The organism is Amycolatopsis sp. NPDC051102 (assembly GCF_040682815.1).
Lineage (GTDB): Bacteria > Actinomycetota > Actinomycetes > Mycobacteriales > Pseudonocardiaceae > Amycolatopsis.
Genome location: NZ_JBFBBT010000012.1, coordinates 183963 through 207397, shown reverse-complemented (window position 1 = coordinate 207397; position 23435 = coordinate 183963). Strand labels below are relative to the sequence as shown.

The window sequence follows — 23435 nt, the reverse complement described above, 5'->3', positions numbered from 1 at the left end:
CTCCCGGTAGGTGGGTGGCAGCCCGGGTGGCTGCCTTCGCCGGGTGGTCGGCGCCGGGCGACGAGTCCGGACATGGGCGCCGGCGGTTCACTCGTTCGGCCTAGCGAGCCAGTCTTCGGGCCGGCGGTGGCGCCCGAGCCCGGCGGCGTCGAACTCGTCGAAGTGCGCCCCTCGCCGGACGCCGAGTGCGCGCAGGGCCTGCGAAATCGGGCTGCCGTCGGCCGGCGGCCGCTCGTTCTCGGCCACGTGCAGCGGACCGAGCAGCACGGCACCGCGGTGCCAGACCTGCGCCGACTGGGTACCGGCCCCGCCGAAGTACTCGGCTTCGACGTAGGCCACAGGACCCAGTTCCGAGCACGCGGCGAGCGAGCTGCCGAACCCCGCCGGCGCCTTCCAGAACCCCGCGAGCTTCGGGGCGCCCGGAACGGTGACCGCGTCGAAGTATTCGTCGGTCATCAGCAGCATCGACAGCGGGCCGTGGAGCGGAACGATCCGCGCGGCCACGACGGACCCGGCCAGCCGGCGCAGCACGGCATCACCGCCGATCACCGATTCGAGGCGGTACACGGCTCAGCTCCGGCTGACGAGCACGTACCGCTCGTCCTCGATCGGCCCACCCCACAGGGCGGGATCGTCGAGCCGGGTCAAGGTCGCTTCGGCCCGGTGCGCGAGAACCAGGCGTTCGCACTCCCCGGCGGCGATCCCGGCGCCGGTGAACCACCGGCCTTCGACGAGCACCAACCGGCCGTCCGGCTTCAGCAACGACACCCAGGTCCCCACGGCGGCCGCCGGGTCGGGCAGGGCCCACAGCACATGCCGCGCCAGGACGACGTCGTAAGCACCAGGCGCGCAGGGCGGATCCGCGGCATCCCCCTCCCGCAGCTCGACATCGAACCCGGCGGCCTTCTCGGCGGCAACGGCGAGCATCCCGCGGGACAGATCGACACCGTGCACGACGTACCCGGCCCGGGCAAGCAGCACGGCAAGACTGCCGGTCCCGCACCCGAGATCGACAACGGCCGCAGGAGCCGGCGGCAGGAGCGGCAGCAGAAGGTCCGACCAGGCGGCCCGCACGGCGGGGTCTTTGAGGCCGTGGTCGGGCTGGTCGTCGAAGGACGCGGCCTCGGCGTCCCACAGCTCGCTGGTCATCCCGCTACTCTCCCAAGCCGGTTCCCGCGGCCGCAGCCGTGTCAGGGAGCGCACCGAACCCAATGCCGAAGGGCGTCATCCCGGCTTCCGCGGCTTGATCAACAACCTGAGCAAGGCCGGTCGGCTCACCAGCGAGCAAGAACAGTCGGGCAGCTCGGCGGCATCACCGTGTGCGGCGAGCTTGCTCGGTTCGTCGGCCACCTGCCGGTCCCCCTTCGACCCGCGTGGAGGTACCGCAGCGGCCGAAGCGTGCCGGCGATAGCCAAGACGCAAGAAAGCCGCCTTGACCTGAGTCAAGGCGGCTTCTTCGAACGTGGCCAGGGCCGGGGTCGAACCGGCGACCTTCCGCTTTTCAGGCGGACGCTCGTACCAACTGAGCTACCTGGCCGGGAACGCCGGCAAGGGGCCGAACGATCTTGCGACCCTGACGGGACTCGAACCCGCGACCTTCGCCGTGACAGGGCGACGCGCTAACCAACTGCGCCACAGGGCCTTGCTTTACTACAGTACTGCGTACTCCCAACGGGATTCGAACCCGCGTTGCCGCCTTGAAAGGGCGGAGTCCTAGGCCGCTGAACGATGGGAGCCCGGTCGGTTTCGGGTGACCGACCGACCGCGCTCTCAGGTTCCCCTGGGAGCGATTACAAGCATAGGGCACGCCGCCACCGCTTTGCACCGGGGGTTCCTTAAGCCTCCGGCGAGCCTGGGAGCTGCGCAAACGCCGCCAGTTCCGCCAGGCGGCGAGCCAGCTCGGCCCGCTCCGGCTCGGGCAGGGCCGACGCGAGCAGTTCGCCGATCCGGTCGTCGGTCAGGGCCTCCGCCTGCCGCCAGCGGTCGCGCAGGTCCGGCTTGCGCTCCGCCGCCGCCGTCAGCTCGTTCGCCGCGTCCTCGGGCCACGCCGTGCGCAGGAGCCGCTCGCGGCCGCCCTCCGGGTCCGCGATCACCGCTTCCGGCACCGACATGCCCAGCGCGCGCAGCGCGGCGAAGTGGAGGCCGCCGCGCAGCTCGCGGAAGACCATCAGCGCGAAGCCGAGGCGTTCGACGTCACCCGAGGGTCGCTCGGCGTTCTTCCAGCCGGCGAAGAGCGCCAGCCCGCTGGCGTCCGCGGTGTCCACCACGCGGAACAGCAACTCGGCGAGGCGACCGGGTTCCGATACCGCCGAAAGGTGGACGCGGGACCACCGCGCCGATGACTCCGCGTAGGCGCGTACCGCGGCGGGTGCGTCGAGGACGGCCGTCGCCGCGGGAAGGACGTACTCGAACAGCCAGTGCGGGAAGATGCCGAACAGCTCGGCGGCCACCTTCGGCGGCACGTCGCCGAGCACCGCGGACCGCCCGCGGAGGTACAGCGAACGCGCCGGAAGCCCGGCTTCCGCCTCGACCGCCGCCAGCTCCGGCGACGTCATGAACTTCCCGCCCAGCACCTGCACGACCGGTCTGATCCGGTTCGCCAGCCCCGCCACACCCTCGATCGCCGTCATGGCCGTCCCCTTTCGACACGACGACCGTAACACTGTTACGAAACGAGGGTCAAGCAGCGGGCACCAGCTCGCCAACCACTACCGGAAAAGCGGCCGAACCTGCGGAAATATCACGGAACAGGCCCAGCACAACCGCCGGGCCCACCCGCTCAACGCTGAACCGGCGCCTGCCCGTCCTCATCCAGGTTCAGGCCCAGCATCTCCAGCAACTGAACACAGTCCTCGACCCCCAGCGCACCATGCGCCACCGCCAGCCGAGCCCGCCGGACCTGATCATCCGACACCCGCTGCGCATCGGCCGCCCCGCTTCGCTGAGCCGGCAACGCCCCGGCAAACGGAGCACTCCCCCCATCGGCACCTTCGTACCGAAGGAGGAACTGCCGCACTTCAACAGACCCGCTCATAGCCCCTCCATACGGCTCACAACAGCTTGGCCGCGAGGCTAACCAGCACCGGCCACCACACACAGCCCCCCGGAGAGTGAACCTGAGGCCACGCTCCGCTCAACGCAGCGCAATCAGCACCCCCGAAGAAGAACCCAGCCGAACGAGCGTCACCCACCCCCGCAAAGTGACACCACACGGGGAAATTTCCCGCTCTCCACTCGCCCAACCACCCAAGTCGTGCAACAATCGAAGTGCTGACACACCCCCGGTCAGCGCCTGTGGAGATCCCCTCCGACCCCCGCGTTCCTCCCCCTGGCGCGGGGGTCCTCCATTTCTTGGCCCTGCTCGGGCTTCGCCCTCCGCGGGCCAAGCATTTCGGCGTACCGCCCGGGGGGCCGAGCCCCCCGGACCCCCCACGGTGCCTCCCGCTCGGCTTCCAGCGTTGTCCCGTTTCGCTTCGGGCGCTGCGCGCCCTTGCGGCGGTGGTTGCGTGCAGAGGTGGGCGTGATGCCTTTGGGGTCACGCGTCAGGTCCTTTGGGTCACGTGTGATGGCTCGTGGATCACGCGTGGGCTGAGGGTGATCGACTCGGTGGGTTAGGTGGGGGTTGCTTTGTGTTGTGGGGGGTTGGGCCTGATGGGTGGGGTTTGGGCTGAATGGGTGGGGTTGTTGGCGTGTTGTAGCTCACAGTGGTTTGTGTGGCGAGATCTAAACGTTATCGTGGCGTTCGTGCCTCTTCCCTCCCTTGGCCGCCTCAGCAGCCGCACGAACCTGAAAGCCGCCGCGTCTTCCGGTCGTCATCGTGGTGCCGCGAAGCCTGCGGACGATGGTGTCGTCGAGGACACCGAGCTCACGTCGTACCTCGCGGCGCTCGCCCCGGACAACGACCTCGAGAGCACCGGCTCCGGCAAGCGGTTCGGCGAGGCGCAGGTCTACCAGCTGCGGATGAGCCTCATCGCCAGCCAGCAGCTCAAGGACATCGCCGCCGAGCGGCAGATCTCGCCCCAGGCGCTCGCCCAGGAGTGGATCCTCGAGCGGCTCAACTGGGAAGGCCAGGCTTCGTCGCTGCAGGACCAGCGGCAGCAGGCCGGCGACCTCGAGGTCAGCGACCTCACCGACGAGTTCCACTTCCCCGCCGACGCCTTCGACGCGCCGGCCCTCGGGCACCGCTGAGCCCGCCCACGCCACGAGAAAGGGCCCCCGGCGGGATCGCCGGGGGCCCTTCACTCAGGCCTTTGAACGCAGAGGGCCTGTGAGACTCATTCAGCCGTCGCACGCCGCTTGACTTCCGTACGGACCCAGCGGTCTGCGTTCGGGGCGCGGCGCGCTAACCAGAACAAGCCTCGGTCGTCAGATCGCGCGGACCTTCTGGGCCTGCGGACCCTTCTGACCCTGGCCGACCTCGAACTCCACCCGCTGGTTCTCCTCGAGGGTGCGGAAGCCGCGGCCCTCGATCTCCGAGTAGTGAACGAACACGTCGCCTTCGCCGCCGTCCTGCGCGATGAAGCCGAAGCCCTTCTCCGCGTTGAACCACTTCACAGTGCCTTGCGCCACCGCTGTACTCCTCGTTACACAGATCCGCTTCGAATGCCACCGAAGCGGCACCCCGACCGTCCCGGGCGGTTCCAACGAGACGAGTCAAGAGCGGTTCGGCTCCATGGCTCGCGTCAGAAGTTCCGCGAGTGTGAAGCCACGAACACGCAAAACGACGGCCTGAGAGCAGACTACCGGGATCTGGCCAAAGTTGAACCCCGTGATCGAGGCGAAAACCGCCTGTGCGCACCAAGGTCACCGGAACGTCGTAGGGCTCGCGCCCCGTTCCGCGACCCCCGCGGGCTAGTCTTGCGCAGCGCATCGACACCGTGATCACCGGATACGGCTCGGAGTCGGTCGTGCCCCCTTAGTGAGAGGCTGCACCGGCCACTGTGACGCGCGTCACGTAATGGTTGCTCAACGTGTACGGTCCGTGAGGCGTCTCGAAGAGGGGAAGCACCAAAGGGGCAAAGGGGAATAGGTGTGACGGTGAGGACTTCCACGCGGCGCCGGGGCGCTGCTGTGGCATTGGGCTTGGTCGCAGTGTTGACGCTGGGGGCGTGCAGCAGCGAGCCGACGGTCTCGGCGAGCGGCACGTCGGGAGGCGGTCCGACCAGCTCGCCCGCGCCCACCGCGCAGCCCGCGAAACTGACGGTGACGCCGGCGGGCGGTGCCCAGGACGTCGCGCCCGGCGAACCGGTCGGCGTCCAGATCAGCGACGGCACGATCGTCTCGGTGACGCTGACCAACCCGGACGGCAAGCAGGTCCAGGGACAGGCGTCGGCCGACAAGAAGAGCTGGAGCACCACCGAACAGCTCGGCTACGGCAAGACCTACACCTGGTCCGGCCAGGCGCAGGGTGCCGACGGCAAGAACGTGCCCATCGCCGGCGCGTTCACCACCGTCAAGCCGAAGCGCCAGATGGCGGCCAGCCTGAACGTCGGCGACGGCCAGACCTACGGCATCGCGATGCCGATCGCGCTGACCTTCCCGAGCCGCGTCACCGACAAGGCATCGGTCGAGAAGGCGCTGTCGGTCGAGACGACGCCGAAGACCGAAGGCTCCTGGGCGTGGCTGAACGGCGACACCACGGTGCACTGGCGGCCGAAGGAGTACTTCAAGCCCAACACGCAGGTGAAGGTCAACGCCAAGATCTACGGCGTCAAGATCGGCGACGGCGTCTACGGCAAGCAGGACGTGTCGGCCAGCTTCGCCATCGGCCGCTCCCAGATCGTCAAGGGCAATACCACGCAGCACACCATGCAGGTGATCCGCGACGGCCAGCAGATCGCGGACTACCCGGTGAGCTACGGCCTCGACTCCGACCCGGGCCGCGTGACCCACAGCGGCGTGCACGTCGTCATGGGCAAGCAGGCCACCTACGCGATGAGCAACCCGAAGTACCACTACGAGAACGTCGTGGTGCCGTGGGCGGTCCGGATCTCCAACAACGGCGAGTTCATCCACGGCCTGGCCGCTTCGGTCTGGGCGCAGGGCAAGAAGAACATCTCGCACGGCTGCCTGAACCTCTCGCCGGCGCGGGCCAAGGAGTACTACGACGGCGTGCTCACCGGCGACCCGGTCGAGATCACCGGCAGCACGCAGACGCTGACCGCCAAGGACGGCGACTACAGCGACTGGACCTACGACTGGGCGAGCTGGCAGAAGCTGTCGGCCCTCGCCGGCTGAAAACCACCGGGGAACACCGGGCGGCCGGGAAGTCCAGTGCGGGCTTCCCGGCCGTTCGTGTTTCCCGGACGTCCCGCGAAAACCCGCGCAATCCGATGCAACCCCGGTGATCACCCGCCGCATGACTAAGGGCAGAGGCGCAGCGATCCCAGCCGCGCCCGCGAGAATGAGGAGCTGTCTTGCGTATCCGCATCGCCCTGACCCTCGGCGCGCTCGTGCTCGCCGGTGGCGCCCTGACCGGTGGCATCGCGCTGGCTTCGGACGCGCAGGCGCCGGCCCAGCCGACCCAGACCCAGGTGACCCGGCCGGGCGAGCCGACCGTGGCGCCGGCCCCGGCCACCACCCGCACCCGCCCGCAGGCGCCGATCGCCGTTCCCGGCCCCCGCGACACGACGGTGCCGCGCACGGGCCCGGCGCCCCGCGTCCCCCGCGCCGTCCCGGCCGGCCCGACCGGTGACCTGCACCTGCCGGCCGTGTGGGAGACCCGGTAACCAGGTGATCTCCCGCTCCCGTCCGTCGACCGGGCCGGGCTCGCCGTGGGACGGCGAGTTCGCCCGGTACTTCGGCGAGCGCGCGCACAGCCTGCGCTCGACCGCCTTCCTGCTCTGCGGGGACTGGCACCAGGCCGAGGACCTCACGCAGGCCGCGTTGCTCAAGCTCTACCTCGCCTGGCCGAGGCTGTCGCGGCACGACGCGCTGGACGCCTACGCGCGCAAGGTCGTCCTGCGCACGTTCCTCGCCGAGCACCGGCGCAGCAGGTGGAAACGGGAGCGGCTCACCGACACCCCGCCGGAACTCCCGGCGGAACCCGCGGGTGAACAGGACGCGCTGGTCCGGCAGGCGCTGGCGGTCCTGGCCCCCAAGCAGCGCGCCGTGCTGGTGCTGCGGTACTTCGAAGACCTGAGCGTCGAAGAGACGGCGCAGGCGCTCGGCTGCAGCACCGGCACGGTGAAGTCCCAGGCCTCCCGGGGCCTGGCCACGCTGCGCAAACGGCTCGGCCCGCACTACGGTGCGCTGACGTTCAGCGCACCCACGGAGGGGAGGTGACGAACATGGACTCCGAAGACGACGTCCGCGCGATCCTGACCGGCGTGGCCGGCGGCCCGCAGCCGCCGATGCGCCTCGACGCCGCCGACCTCATCGAGCGCGGCGGGCGGGTCCGGCGACGGCGCAAACGCCTGGCGGTCGCGGGCACCTCGGCCGCGACGGCGGTCGTCCTCGCGGTGGCCGGTTTCCTGGCCGGTCACCGCGTCGGGCCGCCGGAGCCGGTGCAGCCGGCCGGCCCCGGGCTGTCCACGGTCGCCACCACGTCGCCCACCGTCCCGCCCCCGCCACCGATCGACGTCCCGGCGACGTCGATCGCGCGGCCGTCGGCCCAGCCGGACCCGACCCGGTCACGCCCCCAGCGGACGTCGATCCCCCAGGTGCCGTCCGCGGGCCCGCGGTCGACCTCCCGCTCGACGCCCTCCATCGCTCCGGTCGAGTCCCGGCCGGGTCAGCCGACGGTGGGCACGACGGTCCGCTGACCCGGTTCGGGGTGGAGCACCACCCCGAACCGGCCCCCGGCGCGCCGGTGCCCCGCCCGGTGATCCGGACGGGGCACCCGCAATTCCGGCGGTCGCTCAGCGTCGAGCAGCCGCGGAGGCCAGGTCGCCGGTGTTGTCCTCGGCGTCGATCTGCTCCATCGGCACCTGCGACGTCTCCGGGATCCTGATGATCGGGATGATCGCGATCAGCGCCGCCGCCATCAGGTAGTACGCCGGCCAGTCCTCGTTGCCGGTGCTCTTGATCAGCGCCGTCACGATGACCCCGGCGGTGCCGCCGAACAGCGACGTCGAGATGTTGTAGCCGATCGCGAACGAGCCGTAGCGCACCCGGGTGGGGAACATCGCCGGGAACGTCGAGCCGATCACCGCGAGGATCAGGACCAGCAGGATCGCCACGATGAGGAACCCGACGAACAGCCACAGGATGCTGCCGGACTGCATCAGCTTGAGGCTGGGCCAGCTCAGCACCAGGAACCCGATGGCCGCGGTGAGCAGCAGCGGTTTCCGGCCGATCCGGTCCGACAGCGCCCCGAGCGGGATGATGATCGCCATCTGGATGACCTCGACCGCGATGATGATCAGCGTCGAGGTGTTGTCGTTGATCTTCAGCGTGTCCGTGAAGTACGTCGGCATCGTCGTCAGCAGCAGGTAGTCCGCGACGTTCAGCAGCAGCACGATGCCGATCAAATTGAGGATCATCCGCCAGTTGCGGACGAAGATCTCCTTCAGCGGCGCCTTCTTCGGCGCTTCGCCCGCGGCCTCCATCCGGCGGAACTCGGGGGTGTCCTCGAGCTTGTTCCGCAGGTAGAGCCCGATCAGGCCGAGCGGCAGCGCGACGAAGAACGGGATCCGCCAGCCCCAGGCGTCGACCTGCGCCGGCGACAGGGACAGCGTCACCGACAGCACGACCAGGTTGCCGAGCACGTAACCGGCCAGCGTGCCGAGTTCGAGGAAGCTGCCGAAGAAGCCGCGGCGCTTCGTCGGCGAGTACTCGGCGATGAACGTCGCCGCTCCGCCGTACTCACCGCCGGTGGAGAAGCCCTGGATGATCCGGAGCAGCAGGATCGCGATCGGCGCCGCGATGCCCATGCTGTAGCCGCCGGAGTACGTCGGCAGGACGCCGACGAGGAACGTGCAGCCGGACATCAGCAGGATCGTGACGGCGAGGACGCGCTTGCGGCCGATCTTGTCGCCGAGCGGCCCGAAGAACGCGCCGCCGAACGGCCGCACGATGAACCCGACCGCGAGCAGCGCCAGCGACTTCAGGACCGCGTTGCCTTCACCGGGGAAGAACAGCGTGCCGATGCTGGTGGCGATCGCGCCCGAGGTGAAGACGCCGTAGTCGTACCACTCGGTGGCGTTACCCATGGCCGACGCCCACACCGCGCGCTTGACGGTTCTCTCGTCCACTGACGGTTTGCCCGTCGTTGCTGCTGGTTCGCTCATGCCGGCGACGACTCCTCCCGTGCAGTGCCCACTGGGCCGTTCGAGCTCATCGGCCCAGTGTCGACCGGCTGTCGCAGGTCGGCAGTCTGAGCCGTGAACCGGTTACGGTGGGGAACTTTCCGGCTACCGAGAGACGTAGGTGGCTTGCGTCCGGCTCGGGTCGCGCGCAGCGGCCGGCTACCCGCGGGTTAACGTCAGCGCATGAGTCGTGTTTCTCAACCCTGGCCGCCGGTGGCCGTGGAGCCGGCGCTCCCGCACCCGAAGGCGCCGGCACCGGGCACGGAGCTCGGTGTGCACTTCGCCGAGTGCTTCGGCTGCGGCGACGAGGCCGACGCGGGGCTGCACCTGCGCTCGACCGTCGGCGAGGGCCAGGTCGTGCACTCGCGGTTCACGGTCACCGCGGCCCACCAGGGCGCGCCGGGCCTCGCCCACGGCGGCCTGCTGGCCTGCGCGTTCGACGAGGCCCTCGGCTCGACGGTCGGCAACCTGATGCGCCGCCCGGCGGTGACCGGCAAGCTCGAGACGGACTTCCGGCGGCCGGTCCCGGTCGGTTCGACGCTGTTCATCGAGACGCGCCTGGACGGCATCGCGGGCCGCAAGATCTACGTGAGCGCGAACGGCCGCCTGGACGCCGAGGACGGCCCGATCGCGGTGAGCGCGCGGGCGTTGTTCGTCGTCGTGGGCTTCGAGCACTTCAGCACGCACGGCGACCCCGAAGCCCTGGAGAAGCTCGCCGCGCAGCGCGCGAAGAACCAGCGGGAGCGCGGCAAGCGCGACTGGGAGATCAACCCCTGACCGCGCCGGAAGCGGCACTTTCACGTGAAAGTGCCGCTTCCGGGCTCAGGTGAGCGTCCGGGGCCGGATGGCGTTCGCCCGGTCGACCAGCTCGACGCGCTGCTCGATCGTCGCTGCCAGGCGGGCCAAAGCCCGGTAGCACCGCTCGAGGCCGAACCGCAGTTCGCGTTCCTCGAGCGGGCAGCCCAGCACCCGTGCGCCCGGCGTCGGCTTTCCCTGCTTGAGCCACTCGTGGGCGGCTTCGAGCACGTTCGCGCTCAGCTGGGTCTGGCGTTCGACGTCCAGGCGGAGCCGTTCGAGCCGGGCCGACGCGTCGAGCAGGTCGTGCTCGGTGACCGGTGTCTCACGGCCGTTCGCCTTGGTCGCGGTCGTCTTGATCTTGATCGCGGCGACCTGCGCGTCGACGTAGTGGGTCGACGACGGCGGCACCGTCTCGAGCACCTCCACCGCGCTCGCCCGCGCGCCCTGCGCGAGGTACACGCGGGCGAGGCCGAACGCGGCGCTGACGTACGTGCGGTCGGTGCGCCACACCAGCTCGTAGAACCGCGCGGCGGCGAAGTAGTCGCCGACGCCTTCGGCGCTGATGCCCAGGGCGAGCTTCGGGGCGATCTCGCCCGGCAGGTCGTCGTACACCGCTTCGAACGCGACGTGCGCCACCCGCGAACGGCCGCCGGCCAGCTCGATCAGGCCGCGGTACCAGTCGATCCGCCAGTCGTGCGGGAAGCCGTTCTTGATCGCCAGGTACTGCGCCGCCTGCAGCTGCCGCTGCGCCTCCGCGAGCTCGCCGAGCTCGATCCGGGCGCGGACGATCCGCAGCCGGACCTCGATGGACTCCCGCGGCGCGCCGGCCAGCGCCTCGATGGCGGCGCGCGGGTCGAGCGCGGTCGTGGTGGCGAGCACGCCCGCCGCCGGGTCGTCCGTGTCGACCTGCGGGATCGGCAGGCCGGCGACGACCTCGTCCGCACCGGGCAGCGGCACGCTGGCGCCGGCCTCCGGCACCACGAGCTGCACGCCGAAGGTGCGGCTCTCCGGGCCGAACACCGTGGACGCGCCGGGCCGCGGCTTGCCGGTGCCGAGCGCCATGATTTCGCGCAGCACGCCGGTGAGCTGGTCGGCCATCTCCTCGGCGGAGAGGAACCGCCGGTCCGGGTCGGCGTGCGTCGCGCGCCGCAGGAACCGGTAGTAGGAACCGAAGAGCGCGAACAGCGGGACGGTGTCCGGGCCGGGCAGGGTCGTCTTGAACTTGGTGGTGTAGCCGGTGAACTCGAAGCTCAGCACGGCGAGCGTGCGGCCGACGGTGAACAGGTCCGACGCGATCGACGCGCCCTGCGTCGGCAGTTCCGGCGCGCTGTAGCCGGTGGTGAAGAACAGCGGGCTCTCGTAGTCGTCGGTGCGGCGGACCGCGCCGAGGTCGATCAGCTTCAGCTGCTCGTTGGTCTGGATGACGTTGTCGGGCTTGAGGTCGCAGTAGAGCAGGCCCTGGCTGTGCAGGTAGCCGAGCGCGGGCAGGATTTCCAGCCCGTACGCGATGACCTGGCCGATCGGCAGCGGCTCCGGACGGCGGCTTTCCCGGTGGTGCGCCAGCGCGAGCTGCCGCAGCGACTGGCCGCCGACGTACTCCATGACGATGTAGCCGGTGGTCGTCCCGCTGTGGGCGTCCGGGTGCTGCACGAAGTTGTGGATCTTGACGATGTTCGGGTGCTCGACCTCGGCGAGGAACCGCTGCTCGTTGGCCGCGGCCGCCATCGCCGTCGCGTCACCGGTGTCGATCAGTCCTTTGAGGACGACCCAGCGGTCGCTGACGTTGTGGTCCTGTGCCAGGTAAATCCAGCCGAGGCCGCCGTAGGCGATCGCGCCGAGGACTTCGTACTGGCCGCCGACGAGCTCGTGCGGCTGCAGCTTCGGGACGAACGAAAACGGCGCGCCGCAGTTCTCGCACTTCCCTTCCGGGGAACCGGGTTCGCCGTCCTTGCCGCGGCCGACCTTCGCGTTGCAGGTGCCGCAGAACCGCTTTTCCTCCGACACCACCGGATTCGTCAGCACGGCGGAGGCGGGGTCGCGCGCGGGTACCGGCGGCACCTCGACCAGCCCGGCGCCGAGCCGGCCGCGGCGTGACCGCGACGTCCGGGACGACGTCCGCCGCGAGGTGCCGGGGAACGCGCCCGGGCCGGAGCCCGAGCCGCTGCCGGTTCCCGTGCCCGTCCCGGTTCCGGTGTGCCGGCCTTCGCTGGTGCGCTCGGGCAGGACGCTCTCGGTGCCCGGGTCCGGCAGCGGGGTCCCGGGGCCGGTGTCCGGCCGCGGCACCGGCGGCATGATGCTCTGGGTCTCCGGCGCCGGCGACGCGAGCACGCTCGTCAGCTGTGGCTCGTCGGGCTGCGGCGGGCGGACGGCCTGCGTCGCCACCGGCTGGACCGGCGGCACGACCGGGTTCATGCTGCCGGGCGGCTTGGTCGGGTCGTCCGCGCCCGGGATCGGCGCGCCGCGCGGCGGCGTCGGCGGACGGCGCACGGGAGCGTGGAAGACGGTCTCCTCCCCGCCGGGTCGCTCGCCGTCATCGAGCCGGCCCGAGATCGACGGCTCCGGCGTCTCCCACCGCACCGGTGGCGGCGGCTGCCAGCTCGACGCGGTCTTCGGCTGGTCGTCCGGTGCGGCGTGCCGAGGACGGCGCGGCTCCTCCGACACTGCTACCTCCCAGATCCCCGACGACGTGCGGGAATCGATCCTAGTCGCGACCGGCTCACTGGTACTGCGGCTGCGGCGGTGACGCCGGCCCCAGCGACGGTTCCACCCAGTGGCGGTAGCTGTTCTGCCAGGCGCCGCTGTTGCGGATGTTCTCGAGCACGGCGTTGACGAACTTGACCATGTCCTCGTTGTCCTTCGGCACGCCGATGCCGTAGTTCTCCTGGGTGAACTGGTCGCCCACGACCTGCAGCGTCGGGTCCTGCGCGGCCATCCCGGCGAGGATGGTGTCGTCGGTCGACACCGCCTCGACCTGGCCCTGCTGGAGCATCACCAGGCAGTCCGACCAGTTGTCCACCGAGACCGCCACCGGCTTCGCGGGGTCCGTCGCGATCTTCGCCAGCGACGTCGACTTCTTCGCCGCGCACACCTTCTTGCCGCTCAGGTCGGCCAGCTTCGTCGCCTTCGACTCCTTCGTGACGAGCAGCCGCTGCCCGGCGACGTAGTACACGGAGGAGAACTGGACGTCCTTCTTGCGGGCGCAGGTGATGCTGTAGGTCCGGACCACGATGTCGACCTGGTGCTGCGCGAGGACGTCCTGGCGCTGCGACGACGTGATCGCGCGGAACTGGACGTGGCCTTCGGGCGCGCCGAAGATCGAGCGGGCGATCTCGTTGACGAGGTCGATGTCGAAGCCCTCGAGGTTGCCCGAGGTCGGGTTGCGGAAGCCGAACAGGTAGGTGGTCTGGTCGACGCCGGCGATGAGCTTGCCGCGTTCCTTGATCTTCGCCATGGTCGAGCCGTCGGGGATCGACGTGCCCTTGTCCGGCGCCAGGCTGGCCAGCGGGTTGCAGCTGGTGTCGCTGCCGCCGCCGGCCGCCGCGTCCGGGCCGCCGACGTGCGCGGGCTGCGGCCACGCCGCCTCGCCGACCGGGGCCGGGTCGACCGGCTTGCCGGCGCTGCCGCAGGACGCCGCCAGCAGCGCGACGACCGCCAGCACACCCGCCCGGACCGTGATGCCCCGCCTGTTCACCGGTACTCCCTCAGTCGCTCCCGGATTCCCATGGTGACACCGGCCGCGGCGACGATCGCCAGCACGGCGAGGCCGGGCGCGAGGAACGTCAGCGCGTTGCCGCCGCGGTGGGTGTCGTCGAGGAACTGCTGCCTGCCGACGTCGATGGCCGCCTGGAGGCTGTCGTCGAGCCGCCGGAACGCCGGGGCCGAGCCGTCGGTCTTGTCCTCCAGCACGGCGAAGTCGACGGCCTCCTGGTACTGGCCGGCGTCGTCCTGGGTGCGGACCACCTTGTGCGCCTTGAGCCAGTCGTTCGCGGCCTTGGTCGCGTCGGCGACCCTGGTGACGCCCTCGCCGTCCTTGATCAGCCCGCGAGCCTCGCCGAGCAGGCCGCCTTGGCCGTCGGGGCCGACCAGCTGGACCGCGTTGGCGCCGAAGTCCTTCTCGTACGCCCCGCCGTCGCCGCGGGCGACGAGGGTCAGCGTTTCGTCCGCGCGGGCCTGCAGCGCCGCGATCCGCGCCCGGACCAGCACGTCGACGCGGTGCGAGCCGTCGTCCTGGCCGCTGCCGACCAGGCTGCCCTGCACGATCAGCGCGACCGCGCCCCACAGCAGCGAGACGACGACGGCGGCCGTGGCAACGACGAGCCCGACGTTGAGCAGCCGGTTGGTGCGCCGGGTGAGGTAGATCTGCGCGACGACCAGCGCGATCAGCAGGGCGGCCAGCAGGATCGTGGCGAGCCACGGGAAGCCCGTCGCGCTGTCCTGCTCGTCGACCAGCCGCTCGGTGTCGACGCGGTAGAGGTCTTGGGCGGCCGGGAGGATCTTCGCCCGCATCAGCTCGGACGCTTCGCGGAGGTAGGACGCGCCGACCGGGTAGCCGAGCCGGTTGTTCGCGCGCGCGGTCTCGACGAGCCCGGTGTAGACGGGCAGCGACTGGTTGAGAACGTCGACCGGGGCCGCGTCGGCGACGTCGGAGGCGTCGGACGCGGCCTTGGCGAGCGCGGCGCCGGCTTCGGCGATGTCACGCTCGTAGCGCTGGCGCAGCTCCGGCGGTTCGGTGCCGATGGAGAGGAACGCGCTCGCGGCGGTCGCGTCGGCGTCCGAGAGCGAGCGGTAGACCTGCTGCGCGGCGGCGGCGAGGGGCTCGCGGTGGTCGATGACGCCGCTGATCGTGTCGTCGCGGTTCTGCACCGACAGCGTCGCGACGAGCCCGGCGATGAGGGAGAGCAGCACCAGCCCGACGGCGATGACGGTGAGCCGGCCCGGCGTGGTCGCGGCGGAGCGGACGACCGCGCGGACGCCCTGGCCGGGCAGGTCGAGCAGCCCCAGCAGGCCGCTGCGGCTCCCGGCGCGGTCACGGCCGTCCGGTGGCGACGGTGGGGGTCCCGGCGCGGGCGCCGCGGGACCCGGGGCCGTCGCAGTGCTGGTCATCCCCGAAATTCCTCCCCGTACCTTCCGGGGCTGCGGGTTTCCCCACCCCGGATCCCCCGAAAAGCTCTGTGAGCCGTACCCGCAGAAGGTAGCCGAGTCGCCGCACGCACAGCCACCGGCACCGCCCGCTGTCATCAGCACGTGATCTCGGCGTGCAAACCGCCCGGACGCGCTTCACCTGTTCGAGTGACGTTCGTCGCGGCCGCTCTGGGGCGTCCACTTTGGACTGGCGGGTCAGCCGCGGATGGCCGGGGCGAGCGAGTGCGGGAGCACGGCTTCGGGCGTCGGCGGCCGCCGGACCACCACCTCGACGTCGTCGGCGAAGCGGTACGGCTTCGCACCGAGGATGCCGCCGAAGTGGCGCCGCAGCCGGGACATCTCGGCGCGGACTGTGACCGTGCGCCCGGCGTCGCCGAACAGGTCCGCCGAAAGTTCCGACGCGGACCGACCGTCGCGGTGGCTGGCCAGCACGTACAGCATCTCGGCGTGGCGCGGGCTCAGCCGGTGCGTCCAGGTTCCGGCCGCGCCGGCCACGGTGAGCTCCGGCTCGCGCGGTGACCGGACGTCGAGCACGACGCGGGTGGGCGGCGCGGCTTCGGTCTCGGTCAGCCGGAGCAGCCAGCCGCCGGGCACCGGCTCGGCCGCGCAGTTACCGAACGCCGGCAGCCAGACCCGGCCGGGTCCGAGCCCGGTGGGCAGCGCGATCCGGTCGACCGGCGCGAGCCCGGCGGCCGCGGCGACCCAGCCATGCTCGTCGGCCACCACGGCCCGTCCACCGACCTTCGCCAGGACCGGGACGGCGAAGCCGCGAAGACGTTCCAGCTCGGTCAGGTGGGTGGTGCGCAGCTGGGACTCCGCGAGCCGCGTCACGGCGTTGACCAGCGCCAACGTCGTCGCGTGGACGGTCGAGGCCGGCCCCGAGAGGTCGACGACGCCGAGCAGCCGGCCGTCGCGCGGGTCGTGCAGGGGCGCGGCGGCGCAGGTCCAGGAGTGCTGGGCCCGGACGTAGTGCTCGGCCGAGTAGATCTGCACCGGGGCGCGGGCGACCAGCGCGGTGCCGATCGCGTTCGTGCCGACGGACTCTTCCTGCCAGTCGACGCCCTCGACGAACCCGAGCCGGTCGGCGCGGCGGCGGACCGCGGCGCTGCCGTCGCGCCAGAGGACGGCGCCACCCGCGTCGGCGATCACCATGATGTGCGCGGCCTGCTCGGCGAGGCTGATCAGGCCGTCGCGCAGGGTCGGCAGCGCCGCGGCCAGCCCGCTCGCGCGGCGGCGCGCCTCCAGCTGTTCGAAGCTCAAGACGGGCGCGGCGGCCCGGCTGTCGGGGTCCATGCCGAGGCGGCGCATGCGTTGCCAGGACGCGCCGATGACGTCCCGCGGACGGCTGGGCAGCGCTTTGCCGCTCAGAGCCGCTTCGTGCACCTGCGCGAGGACACGGGCGTACCGCCGGGGATCCACCCCGGCCGGCAACGCCGCCTCGAGGTCTCGCTGCCCCAACTGCCGCTCCTTGTGCTCCTGCCTCCCCGGAGTCTGCCGTTTCGATGCGGTGATCGGAAGGTGGCGCACATCGCGGTCTTGCCCGCTTCAGTAGGTGACGTAGACGTCGGTCTGCAGGCCGGCCGGGGCGGCGGCCGCCGCGGAAACCGAGTCGTCGATGAGTTTCGCGACTTCGGCGTCGATGTCGTCGAGGACCTGTTCGGGCAGCTCACCGCTGTCGGTGACGCGGGAGCGGAACCGCTTGAGGCAGTCGAGTCCGCCTGCGACGGACCCGACTTCGAGCAGCGTCGGGCCACTGCCTGCCCGGGCGCGGTCGACCGCTTCTCCGGCCGCTTCGTGCACGGCGAAGAAGTCCGAGCCGTCGACAATCACACCCGGCATGCCGAGTGCGGCCACCCGATCGGCGTAGCCGCTGCCCTCGGCGACGAAGATCACCGGGAGGTTCCAGGCGCACGCGAGGTTCAGCGCCTCCGACGTCGTCCCCGGGCTGCCGGCGCCTTCGCCGAGGAAAGCCACGCCGACGCCGCCGTTGTTCTGCTGCTTCGCGGCGAGCGCGGCACCGCAGACGAGAAGGGAGACACCGCCGAGCGTGCCGTCGGGGACGCGGGTCCTGCTCCCGCGGATTTCGGCCATCATGGCCCTGATGTCGACGCCCTTGGCGATGCGGTGACCGTGCCGGCGGTGGGCGCCGGCGATGACGTCACGCCCGTCGAGGTGCAGGCAGACCCCGGCCGCGGCGGCTTCTTCACCGCCGCTTCGGTGGCACTGGTCTGGCGCGAACTCCCGGTGCACCCGCTCTTCGAAGGCCCGGATGGTGCACATCACGCGGTACGCACCCCGCAGGGCGTCAGTCATCTTCGACGCTCCTTCCCCAGATCGGTCTCCGTGCGCAGCAGCCCTTTCCGCGCCGCCTCCGCCATCGCCGCCCGCACGTCGACGACCCACGGCCCGTCCGGCTTGAGCTCGACGAACGCGCTCTCGCCGGTCTTCAGCTCGAGTTCCCGCTCGCCGTCGAGCGCGATGACACCGCCGGCGGCCGCGAGCTCGACGCGCACGCCGGGCCGCAGGAGTCCCCACCCGCGCACGCCGACGGGCCGCACGAGCCCGGGCGCGATCGGCGCGTGCACGACGTACGGCGTCTCCCCGACCGGCCCGAGCTGCAGCGCGACGCCGTCCGGACTCGACCGCGGGCTCGGGCAGAGCTGGCCGGGCACGCTCGACAGGCCGATGCCGTCCGGCTCGGCGAACGTGCAGTAGAGCTCGGTGAGCGAGGACGGGTCCCACAGCGCCCGCGCCCCGATGTGCCTGCTCAGCGACACGCAGACGTCGACCAGCGCGATCTCGCGGCGGGCCTTGGTGACGACTTCGAGCACGCTGACGCGGTGCGTAACGAGGTCGGGATCGATCTGCCCGGTGGCGATCAGCCCGGCGGCCAGGCCGGCCACGGTCGCCTCCCGCATCTGCGGGAAGACGTTGTTGGTTCCGCTGGAGAGCGCGAGGAGCGGCACGTCTTCGCACGCGGCGGCGGCGACGCGGGCGGTCCCGTCTCCGCCGAGCACGACGATGACGCCCGCCCCGGCTTCGACCATCCGGCGCACCGCGTTCGTCGTGTCGGCCGCGGTGCCGGTGATCGGATCGTCCTCGCAGAAGTCGACCTTCGGCCAGGTCCCGCCGCGACCGAGCGAGCGCAGGACCGCGGCGGAGATTCCGCCGAGATCGGTCGAGACGAGCGCGCGGTCGAGGCCCGTGACGGCGAACGCCGCCAGCAGCCGCTGGACCATGCTCGCCTTCTCCGCGGTGGGGAACACCGAAGCCTGCGCGACCAGCCGACGGATGTCTCGCCCCGAAGCCGGGTTCGCGACGATCCCCGCCACCGTTTCGCCCAACCTGACCTCCCTGTCGTGCTCCGCAGAACAGGAGACTCCGCGGGCGGCGCGAAGGGAAGGGTTGCAGGGCGTTGCAGTGTCCGGGTGTGCTCGAAGCGTCACAGATCACACCCGCGCGTCCCACGGGTTGGTCGTCAGTGGACTGTCCAACCGGGAGAGGGGTGAGAACCAACCGGAACGAAGGCCCGGAAAGGGGCTACGGCACGAGGTCGGCAACGCCTTCGAAGGTGTAGCCGGCTTCTTCGACCGCGGCGCGGACGTCGTCGTCGGCCAGCGCGGTTTCGGCACGCACGATGACGCGGCGGCCGGGGACGTCGACGTCCACTTCGGCGACTCCGGGCAGCGCCGAGATTTCCTCGGTGACCGACTGGGCGCAGTGCCCGCAGCTCATCCCGGAAACGGTGTAACCGTGCTCGATCATGGTGCGCAGCGTACGAAAAGGGCCGCCACCTCGAACGGGTGACGGCCCTTTCCCAAGATCAAAGTCAGATCACGGTGACCGACGTGGCCTGCGGGCCCTTCTGGCCCTGGCCGATCTCGAACTCGACGCGAGCGTTCTCCTCGAGGCTCTTGAAGCCGTTACCCTGGATCTCGCTGTAGTGAACGAAGACGTCGCCGCCACCGTTGTCGGGGGTGATGAAGCCGAACCCCTTCTCGGAGTTGAACCACTTCACAGTGCCCTGAGTCATAAAAAAATCTCCATGTGTAACACCAAAAAAACAGGAAGCCACTTCGGCGACCCGGGTCAGCACCCGGACGGTTTGCTTCCTCGGTGAGGAGACACTACGCCCGCGGAGTTCTGCGAGCGTGAAGCATCACGAACACAAAAATCGAGACCATAAGCAGTAAAGCACACATCGGCCAGGGCGGACAAGCGGTCTTCACCCGGGCGGGGTGAGCTATTCGCCACTCGCCGGGCGCAGCCCCTCGGTCGCGAACGGCGAGCGCCAAGCGGTGTCGTGCTCGCCGGCGACGACGGCGTCGTCGTGAGCCTCGGCACTGGCGCTGAACAGCACCGGTACGACTCCGGAGGACTTCCGCGCTGCTTCGGATGCGTGCTGGTGATCGGTCACGTCGAAACTCCCCTCGTTCCCTGCCCGCTTCGGCGCGGGTCATGACCGTGATGGTGCCATGCGGCACCGACAGAAACCGGTTGTCTCCCGCCGGGACCCGGCCGGGAAGGTTCAGCGGCGAACCACCACCGGAACACCGCCAGGCTACCCGAGCCAACGCCCTGCTACCACACGACATTCCCGCCTTTTCCGGAATGAAACGCAGCGGAATCCTTACTGGGCGGGAGGTTGCGGGCGCGCCTGGCCGAGCAGAGCCGAAAGCCGCACGTCCGGAGTGACGACGTCGGGATCGGTGCGCACGTCGATGACGCACGGCCGCTGCCGCACCAGTGCGCTGGCGATGATGGGCTCGAGCTCTTCACGATCGTCCACGGTGTACCCGGCCGCGCCCAGTCCACGCGCCCACGAAGCGAAGTCGGTCAGCGGGATGGAGACCCCGGTGAGCCTGCCGTAGGTGCGGGCCTGGTGCATGGCGAGCGCCCCGTGCACGCCGTTCTGGAAGACGACGACCATGACCGGCGCCCGGTACCGGACGGCCGTTTCGATCTCCTGCCCGGTCATCAGCGTCCCGGCGTCCCCCACCATGGCGACGACGGTCCGCCGCGGTTCGGCCAGTTTCGCCGCCACGGCGGCCGGCACGGCGTAGCCCATCGCGGCGTTGCTCGGACCGAGCTGGCTGCGCGGCGCCGTGAAGCACCAGTAGCGGTGCATGAACTGCGCGAAGTTGCCGGCGTCGCTGGTCACGATGGTGTCCTCGGGCGCCAGCCGCCGCAGCGCGCGGACGACGTCGACCGGGTGCACCCGGGTGTTCCCGCTGGTGTCGGGCGGGGTCATGAAGGTGTGGACGGCCGCGTTGGCCGCCGAAGCCCGCCGCGTCCGCGGCGACGCCACGGCCCGCAGCTCCCGCAGGAACGGCTCGACCTCGGAGTCGACGCGGAAGGTCAGCCCCCGTCGCTTCGGGCTGACGTCGATGCCGGTGCCGACCATGACCAGCGTCTGCTGCGCGGTCGGGTAGCGGTAGGCCTGCGTGGTGACTTCGTCGAGCTGGGTGCCGAGCGCGAGCACCAGGTCGGCGCGTTCGAGGGCGTCCAGCTGCCGGGCCGGGATGCCGAGCCCGAGGTGCCCGGCGTAGCGGGCGTGGTTCTCCGGGAAGGCGTCCTGCCGCCGGAAGGCGTTGTAGACGGGAAGGGCGAGTTCGTCGGCCACGGCGATCAGCTCGTCCCGCGCCGACCGCGCCCGCCCACCGACGATGACGACGGGGTACTTCGCCTCGTCCACCAGCTGCGCCACGGCATCCGCCGAACGGCCCAGCGTGCCGGACGCCGGCGGCCGGACCCGCGCCATCGGCTTCGCCGCGTCGTAGGGCATGCCCCAGATGTCGCACGGCACGCCGAGCACGACCGGACCCGGCCGGCCTTCTTGGGACGTCGTCAGCGCGTGCGCCAGCAGCCCGGGCAGGCTGTCCGGGTCGGTCACCCGCAATGTCGACTTGGCGATCGACTCGAACATGGCGGTGAGATCCGACGTCGGCAGCTCCCCGGACGACGACGGCACCGGCTCGGTCGCCGGCGTCTCCAGCAGGACGACCATGGGCGTCTCGTCCTGGTAGGCCGTCTGGACGCCGATGGCCAGGCTCGCCGCGCTCGGCCCCCGGCTGGCGAGCAGCACGGCGGGACGTTCGGTGAGCTTGCCCTCGGCCTCCGCCATGAACGCCGCGCCGGCGTCGTGCCGCGCCGAGACCAGCGTGATCTCCCGCTCGCGTTGCAGGGCGTCGAGCAGTTCCAGGAAGGACTCACCGACCACCGCGTACACGCGGCGGACACGCGCCTCGGTCAGGATCCGCACGGCCGTCTGGGCGACGGTCGCTCCCAGTTGGTATCTAATGAGGAGAGCTTAGGCGGGCACCATTCAGTGCAGTCAAGCGATCTTCACCGAAACCGGACCAGGATGGGCCGAATGTCCGCTTTGACCGACTGGTAGCCGATCAGGGAGCGAGGACCACCGACTTGGCCGCAACCGAACATGAAACTGTTTTTACTTATGGCGCACCGGCGTTGAAGTACGGCACCGGCGCCAGCGACGAGATCGGCTACGACCTCACCCAGTACGGCGCCCACCGCGTGCTCGTGGTGACCGACCCGCAGGTGGCCGCGACCGGCTGGCCGCACCGCATCGCCGAAGGCATCGCCGGCTACGGCATCGACACCGAGATCTTCGACGGCGTGCACGTCGAACCCACCGATGTCAGCATGCAGAAGGCGGTTGACTTCGCCCGCGGAACCGGCCCGTACGACGCCTTCGTCGCCGTCGGTGGCGGCTCGGCCATCGACACCGCCAAGGCCGCAAACCTGCTGACCAGCAACGACGGCGAGCTGATGGACTACGTCAACGCGCCCGTCGGCGGCGGCCGCGCACCGAGCCGCCCGTTGAAGCCGCTGGTCGCGGTGCCCACCACCACCGGCACCGGTTCGGAGAGCACCACGGTCTGCGTCCTCGACGTGTTGTCGCTGCGCGTCAAAAGCGGGATCAGCCACCTGCGGCTGCGCCCGACCCTGGCCGTCGTCGACCCGCGGCTCACCGTCAGCCAGCCACCCGGGGTGACGGCCGCCAGCGGCATGGACATCCTCTGCCACGCCGCGGAGAGCTACACCGCCAAGCCGTACACCGAGTTCGAGCGCAAGCGCCCGGAACAGCGCGTGCCGTACTGCGGTTCGAACCCGCTGGCCGACATGTTCGCCGAGCAGTCCCTGCGGCTGCTGTCGTGGGCCCTCCCGGCGGCCGTCCGCGACGGTGCCGACCTCAAGGCGCGTGAGGCCATGGCGCTCGCCGCGACGTTCGCCGGCCTCGGGTTCGGCAACGCCGGCGTGCACATCCCGCACGCCAACGCGTACCCGATCGCCGGGCAGGTCAGGGATTTCCACCCGGATGGCTACCCGGGCGAAGAACCCATGGTCCCGCACGGCATGGCAGTCTCGCTGACCGCTCCGGCCGCGTTCCGCTTCACCTTCAGCGCAGCGCCGGACCGCCACCTGCGTGTCGCCCGCCTCCTGGCGCCCGACTTCGAGTGGCCCGGCGACTTCGCCGACCACCTGCCCGCGGTGCTGATCGACCTGATGCGGCAGATCGGCATCCCGGACGGCATCGGCGCCGTCGGCTACACGGAGTCCGATGTGGACTCCCTGGTCGAGGGAACGCTGAAGCAGCAACGGCTGCTGGCCACCGCACCGCGCGAGGCGTCCGCGGACGACCTTTCGGGCATCCTGCGCGAGTCGGTGTCGCTGTGGTGAACGGGTACCCGCACTGGCAGACGGTGCCGTTGCGCTGGAAGGACAACGACGTCTACGGCCACGTCAACAACGTCGTGCACTACTCGCTGATGGACACCGTGATCAACACGTGGCTCATCGAGCAAGGCGGCCTCGACATCGAAGCCGGGGCGGTGATCGGGCTGTGCGTCGAGTCGCACTGCGGGTATCACGCATCGGTGTCCTTTCCTGGGGCGTTGCGGGTCGGGTTGCGGGTGGCGCACCTGGGGAAGTCCAGCGTCCGCTACGAGATCGGGATGTACGCCGCCGACGAGTCCCTGGTCGCGGAAGGGCATTTCGTGCACGTCTTCGTGGACCGCGAGTCCCGCAGGCCGACACCGCTGACCGGCAAGTTGCGCGAGGCGCTGGAAGCCCTGCAACCCGGATGACGTGCCCCCACCTGTTCGCCTCCTTTCCAGCGGTGTCGTTCCCGGGCTGTGTTTCTGGCTACTTCCGATGATGCACGACGGCACCGACAAAGCCGGCCGATCGGCTCGAGTTGTCCACAGGCACCGCAAACATCGG

The 23435-nt window shown here is 70.8% G+C and carries 24 protein-coding genes and 3 tRNA genes; 8 read left to right on the top strand and 19 right to left on the bottom strand.

Annotated features, from left to right (window positions below; genetic code table 11):
• Window positions 1-87 precede the first annotated feature (87 nt).
• From AB0M93_RS30520 to AB0M93_RS30490, 7 genes are all read right to left on the bottom strand, one after another.
• Window positions 88-567, bottom strand: a complete 480-nt coding sequence (locus AB0M93_RS30520; protein ID WP_364279395.1) for a hypothetical protein — start codon at window positions 565-567, stop codon at window positions 88-90.
• 3 nt (window positions 568-570) lie between these two features.
• A complete protein-coding gene (locus AB0M93_RS30515; RefSeq protein ID WP_364279393.1) occupies window positions 571-1149 on the bottom strand; it encodes a class I SAM-dependent methyltransferase in 579 nt (192 codons plus the stop codon).
• Window positions 1150-1463: 314 nt separating this feature from the next.
• A tRNA-Phe gene (locus AB0M93_RS30510) sits at window positions 1464-1537 on the bottom strand.
• Between the two features lie 31 nt (window positions 1538-1568).
• Window positions 1569-1642: transfer RNA gene (locus AB0M93_RS30505), tRNA-Asp, on the bottom strand.
• A gap of 21 nt (window positions 1643-1663) precedes the next feature.
• A tRNA-Glu gene (locus AB0M93_RS30500) sits at window positions 1664-1736 on the bottom strand.
• A gap of 99 nt (window positions 1737-1835) precedes the next feature.
• A complete protein-coding gene (locus AB0M93_RS30495; RefSeq protein ID WP_364279390.1) occupies window positions 1836-2630 on the bottom strand; it encodes a hypothetical protein in 795 nt (264 codons plus the stop codon).
• Between the two features lie 149 nt (window positions 2631-2779).
• Window positions 2780-3034, bottom strand: coding sequence for a hypothetical protein (locus AB0M93_RS30490; RefSeq protein ID WP_003097372.1), 255 nt, complete (start codon window positions 3032-3034; stop codon window positions 2780-2782).
• Window positions 3035-3744: 710 nt separating this feature from the next.
• On the opposite strand from AB0M93_RS30490, the gene AB0M93_RS30485 reads away from it, so the two are divergent.
• Entirely contained in the window at window positions 3745-4188 is a 444-nt protein-coding gene (locus AB0M93_RS30485; protein WP_364279388.1) for a hypothetical protein, read from the top strand.
• A gap of 177 nt (window positions 4189-4365) precedes the next feature.
• Here AB0M93_RS30485 and AB0M93_RS30480 read toward each other — a convergent pair whose 3' ends face one another.
• Entirely contained in the window at window positions 4366-4569 is a 204-nt protein-coding gene (locus AB0M93_RS30480; protein ID WP_003097368.1) for a cold-shock protein, read from the bottom strand.
• Between the two features lie 468 nt (window positions 4570-5037).
• Here AB0M93_RS30480 and AB0M93_RS30475 point away from each other — a divergent pair, with 468 nt between their 5' ends.
• The 4 genes from AB0M93_RS30475 to AB0M93_RS30460 all read left to right on the top strand — a co-directional run bounded on the left by AB0M93_RS30475 (window position 5038) and on the right by AB0M93_RS30460 (window position 7763).
• On the top strand, window positions 5038-6237 hold the full coding sequence (locus tag AB0M93_RS30475; RefSeq protein WP_364279385.1) for an Ig-like domain-containing protein: 1200 nt from the start codon (window positions 5038-5040) through the stop codon (window positions 6235-6237).
• Window positions 6238-6416: 179 nt separating this feature from the next.
• Complete coding sequence (locus AB0M93_RS30470) at window positions 6417-6728, top strand: hypothetical protein (protein ID WP_364279383.1); 312 nt, start codon at window positions 6417-6419, stop codon at window positions 6726-6728.
• Between the two features lie 4 nt (window positions 6729-6732).
• The gene (locus AB0M93_RS30465; RefSeq protein ID WP_364279380.1) at window positions 6733-7284 is read left to right on the top strand and encodes a SigE family RNA polymerase sigma factor; all 552 of its coding nucleotides are present in this window, start codon (window positions 6733-6735) and stop codon (window positions 7282-7284) included.
• Window positions 7285-7289: 5 nt separating this feature from the next.
• The gene (locus AB0M93_RS30460) at window positions 7290-7763 is read left to right on the top strand and encodes a hypothetical protein (RefSeq protein WP_364279378.1); all 474 of its coding nucleotides are present in this window, start codon (window positions 7290-7292) and stop codon (window positions 7761-7763) included.
• 96 nt (window positions 7764-7859) lie between these two features.
• Here the strand turns inward: AB0M93_RS30460 and AB0M93_RS30455 are convergent, their stop codons facing one another.
• Entirely contained in the window at window positions 7860-9194 is a 1335-nt protein-coding gene (locus AB0M93_RS30455) for an MFS transporter (RefSeq protein WP_364279578.1), read from the bottom strand.
• 237 nt (window positions 9195-9431) lie between these two features.
• Here AB0M93_RS30455 and AB0M93_RS30450 point away from each other — a divergent pair, with 237 nt between their 5' ends.
• Window positions 9432-10025, top strand: coding sequence for a PaaI family thioesterase (locus AB0M93_RS30450; RefSeq protein WP_364279375.1), 594 nt, complete (start codon window positions 9432-9434; stop codon window positions 10023-10025).
• Window positions 10026-10070: 45 nt separating this feature from the next.
• On the opposite strand, the gene AB0M93_RS30445 is transcribed toward AB0M93_RS30450, so the two are convergent.
• The 10 genes from AB0M93_RS30445 to AB0M93_RS30400 all read right to left on the bottom strand — a co-directional run bounded on the left by AB0M93_RS30445 (window position 10071) and on the right by AB0M93_RS30400 (window position 21477).
• Window positions 10071-12707, bottom strand: a complete 2637-nt coding sequence (locus AB0M93_RS30445; RefSeq protein ID WP_364279372.1) for a tetratricopeptide repeat protein — start codon at window positions 12705-12707, stop codon at window positions 10071-10073.
• 55 nt (window positions 12708-12762) lie between these two features.
• Complete coding sequence (locus AB0M93_RS30440) at window positions 12763-13737, bottom strand: glutamate ABC transporter substrate-binding protein (RefSeq protein WP_364279369.1); 975 nt, start codon at window positions 13735-13737, stop codon at window positions 12763-12765.
• Window positions 13734-15149, bottom strand: a complete 1416-nt coding sequence (locus tag AB0M93_RS30435; RefSeq protein WP_364279366.1) for a hypothetical protein — start codon at window positions 15147-15149, stop codon at window positions 13734-13736. The genes AB0M93_RS30440 and AB0M93_RS30435 overlap by 4 nt, the downstream gene beginning before the upstream one ends.
• 234 nt (window positions 15150-15383) lie before the next feature.
• On the bottom strand, window positions 15384-16646 hold the full coding sequence (locus tag AB0M93_RS30430; RefSeq protein WP_364279363.1) for a GAF domain-containing protein: 1263 nt from the start codon (window positions 16644-16646) through the stop codon (window positions 15384-15386).
• A gap of 87 nt (window positions 16647-16733) precedes the next feature.
• Window positions 16734-17501 (bottom strand): thiamine pyrophosphate-dependent enzyme, encoded by a 768-nt coding sequence (locus AB0M93_RS30425; protein WP_364279360.1) that lies wholly within the window; start codon window positions 17499-17501, stop codon window positions 16734-16736.
• The gene (locus AB0M93_RS30420) at window positions 17498-18532 is read right to left on the bottom strand and encodes an NAD(+)/NADH kinase (RefSeq protein WP_364279357.1); all 1035 of its coding nucleotides are present in this window, start codon (window positions 18530-18532) and stop codon (window positions 17498-17500) included. Before AB0M93_RS30420 ends, AB0M93_RS30425 begins: the two co-directional genes overlap by 4 nt.
• Window positions 18533-18728: 196 nt before the next feature.
• Entirely contained in the window at window positions 18729-18953 is a 225-nt protein-coding gene (locus tag AB0M93_RS30415) for a heavy-metal-associated domain-containing protein (protein WP_364279355.1), read from the bottom strand.
• Between the two features lie 64 nt (window positions 18954-19017).
• A complete protein-coding gene (locus AB0M93_RS30410) occupies window positions 19018-19221 on the bottom strand; it encodes a cold-shock protein (RefSeq protein ID WP_013222289.1) in 204 nt (67 codons plus the stop codon).
• A 210-nt stretch (window positions 19222-19431) separates the two neighbouring features.
• Window positions 19432-19605, bottom strand: coding sequence for a hypothetical protein (locus AB0M93_RS30405; protein ID WP_364279352.1), 174 nt, complete (start codon window positions 19603-19605; stop codon window positions 19432-19434).
• Window positions 19606-19818: 213 nt separating this feature from the next.
• Entirely contained in the window at window positions 19819-21477 is a 1659-nt protein-coding gene (locus AB0M93_RS30400) for a thiamine pyrophosphate-dependent enzyme (RefSeq protein ID WP_364279575.1), read from the bottom strand.
• Window positions 21478-21611: 134 nt separating this feature from the next.
• Here AB0M93_RS30400 and AB0M93_RS30395 point away from each other — a divergent pair, with 134 nt between their 5' ends.
• Entirely contained in the window at window positions 21612-22892 is a 1281-nt protein-coding gene (locus AB0M93_RS30395) for a hydroxyacid-oxoacid transhydrogenase (RefSeq protein ID WP_364279349.1), read from the top strand.
• Entirely contained in the window at window positions 22886-23299 is a 414-nt protein-coding gene (locus AB0M93_RS30390; RefSeq protein ID WP_364279346.1) for a thioesterase family protein, read from the top strand. Before AB0M93_RS30395 ends, AB0M93_RS30390 begins: the two co-directional genes overlap by 7 nt.
• Window positions 23300-23435: the final 136 nt, after the last annotated feature.

Coding starts and splice junctions, on each gene's coding strand:
- AB0M93_RS30450 (WP_364279375.1), top strand. CDS start 9,432: ATGAGTCGTGTTTCTCAACCCTGGCCGCCGGTGGCCGTGGAGCCGGCG.
- AB0M93_RS30515 (WP_364279393.1), bottom strand. CDS start 1,149: ATGACCAGCGAGCTGTGGGACGCCGAGGCCGCGTCCTTCGACGACCAG.
- AB0M93_RS30435 (WP_364279366.1), bottom strand. CDS start 15,149: ATGACCAGCACTGCGACGGCCCCGGGTCCCGCGGCGCCCGCGCCGGGA.
- AB0M93_RS30425 (WP_364279360.1), bottom strand. CDS start 17,501: ATGACTGACGCCCTGCGGGGTGCGTACCGCGTGATGTGCACCATCCGG.
- AB0M93_RS30495 (WP_364279390.1), bottom strand. CDS start 2,630: ATGACGGCGATCGAGGGTGTGGCGGGGCTGGCGAACCGGATCAGACCG.
- AB0M93_RS30490 (WP_003097372.1), bottom strand. CDS start 3,034: ATGAGCGGGTCTGTTGAAGTGCGGCAGTTCCTCCTTCGGTACGAAGGT.
- AB0M93_RS30410 (WP_013222289.1), bottom strand. CDS start 19,221: ATGACTCAGGGCACTGTGAAGTGGTTCAACTCCGAGAAGGGGTTCGGC.
- AB0M93_RS30415 (WP_364279355.1), bottom strand. CDS start 18,953: ATGATCGAGCACGGTTACACCGTTTCCGGGATGAGCTGCGGGCACTGC.
- AB0M93_RS30460 (WP_364279378.1), top strand. CDS start 7,290: ATGGACTCCGAAGACGACGTCCGCGCGATCCTGACCGGCGTGGCCGGC.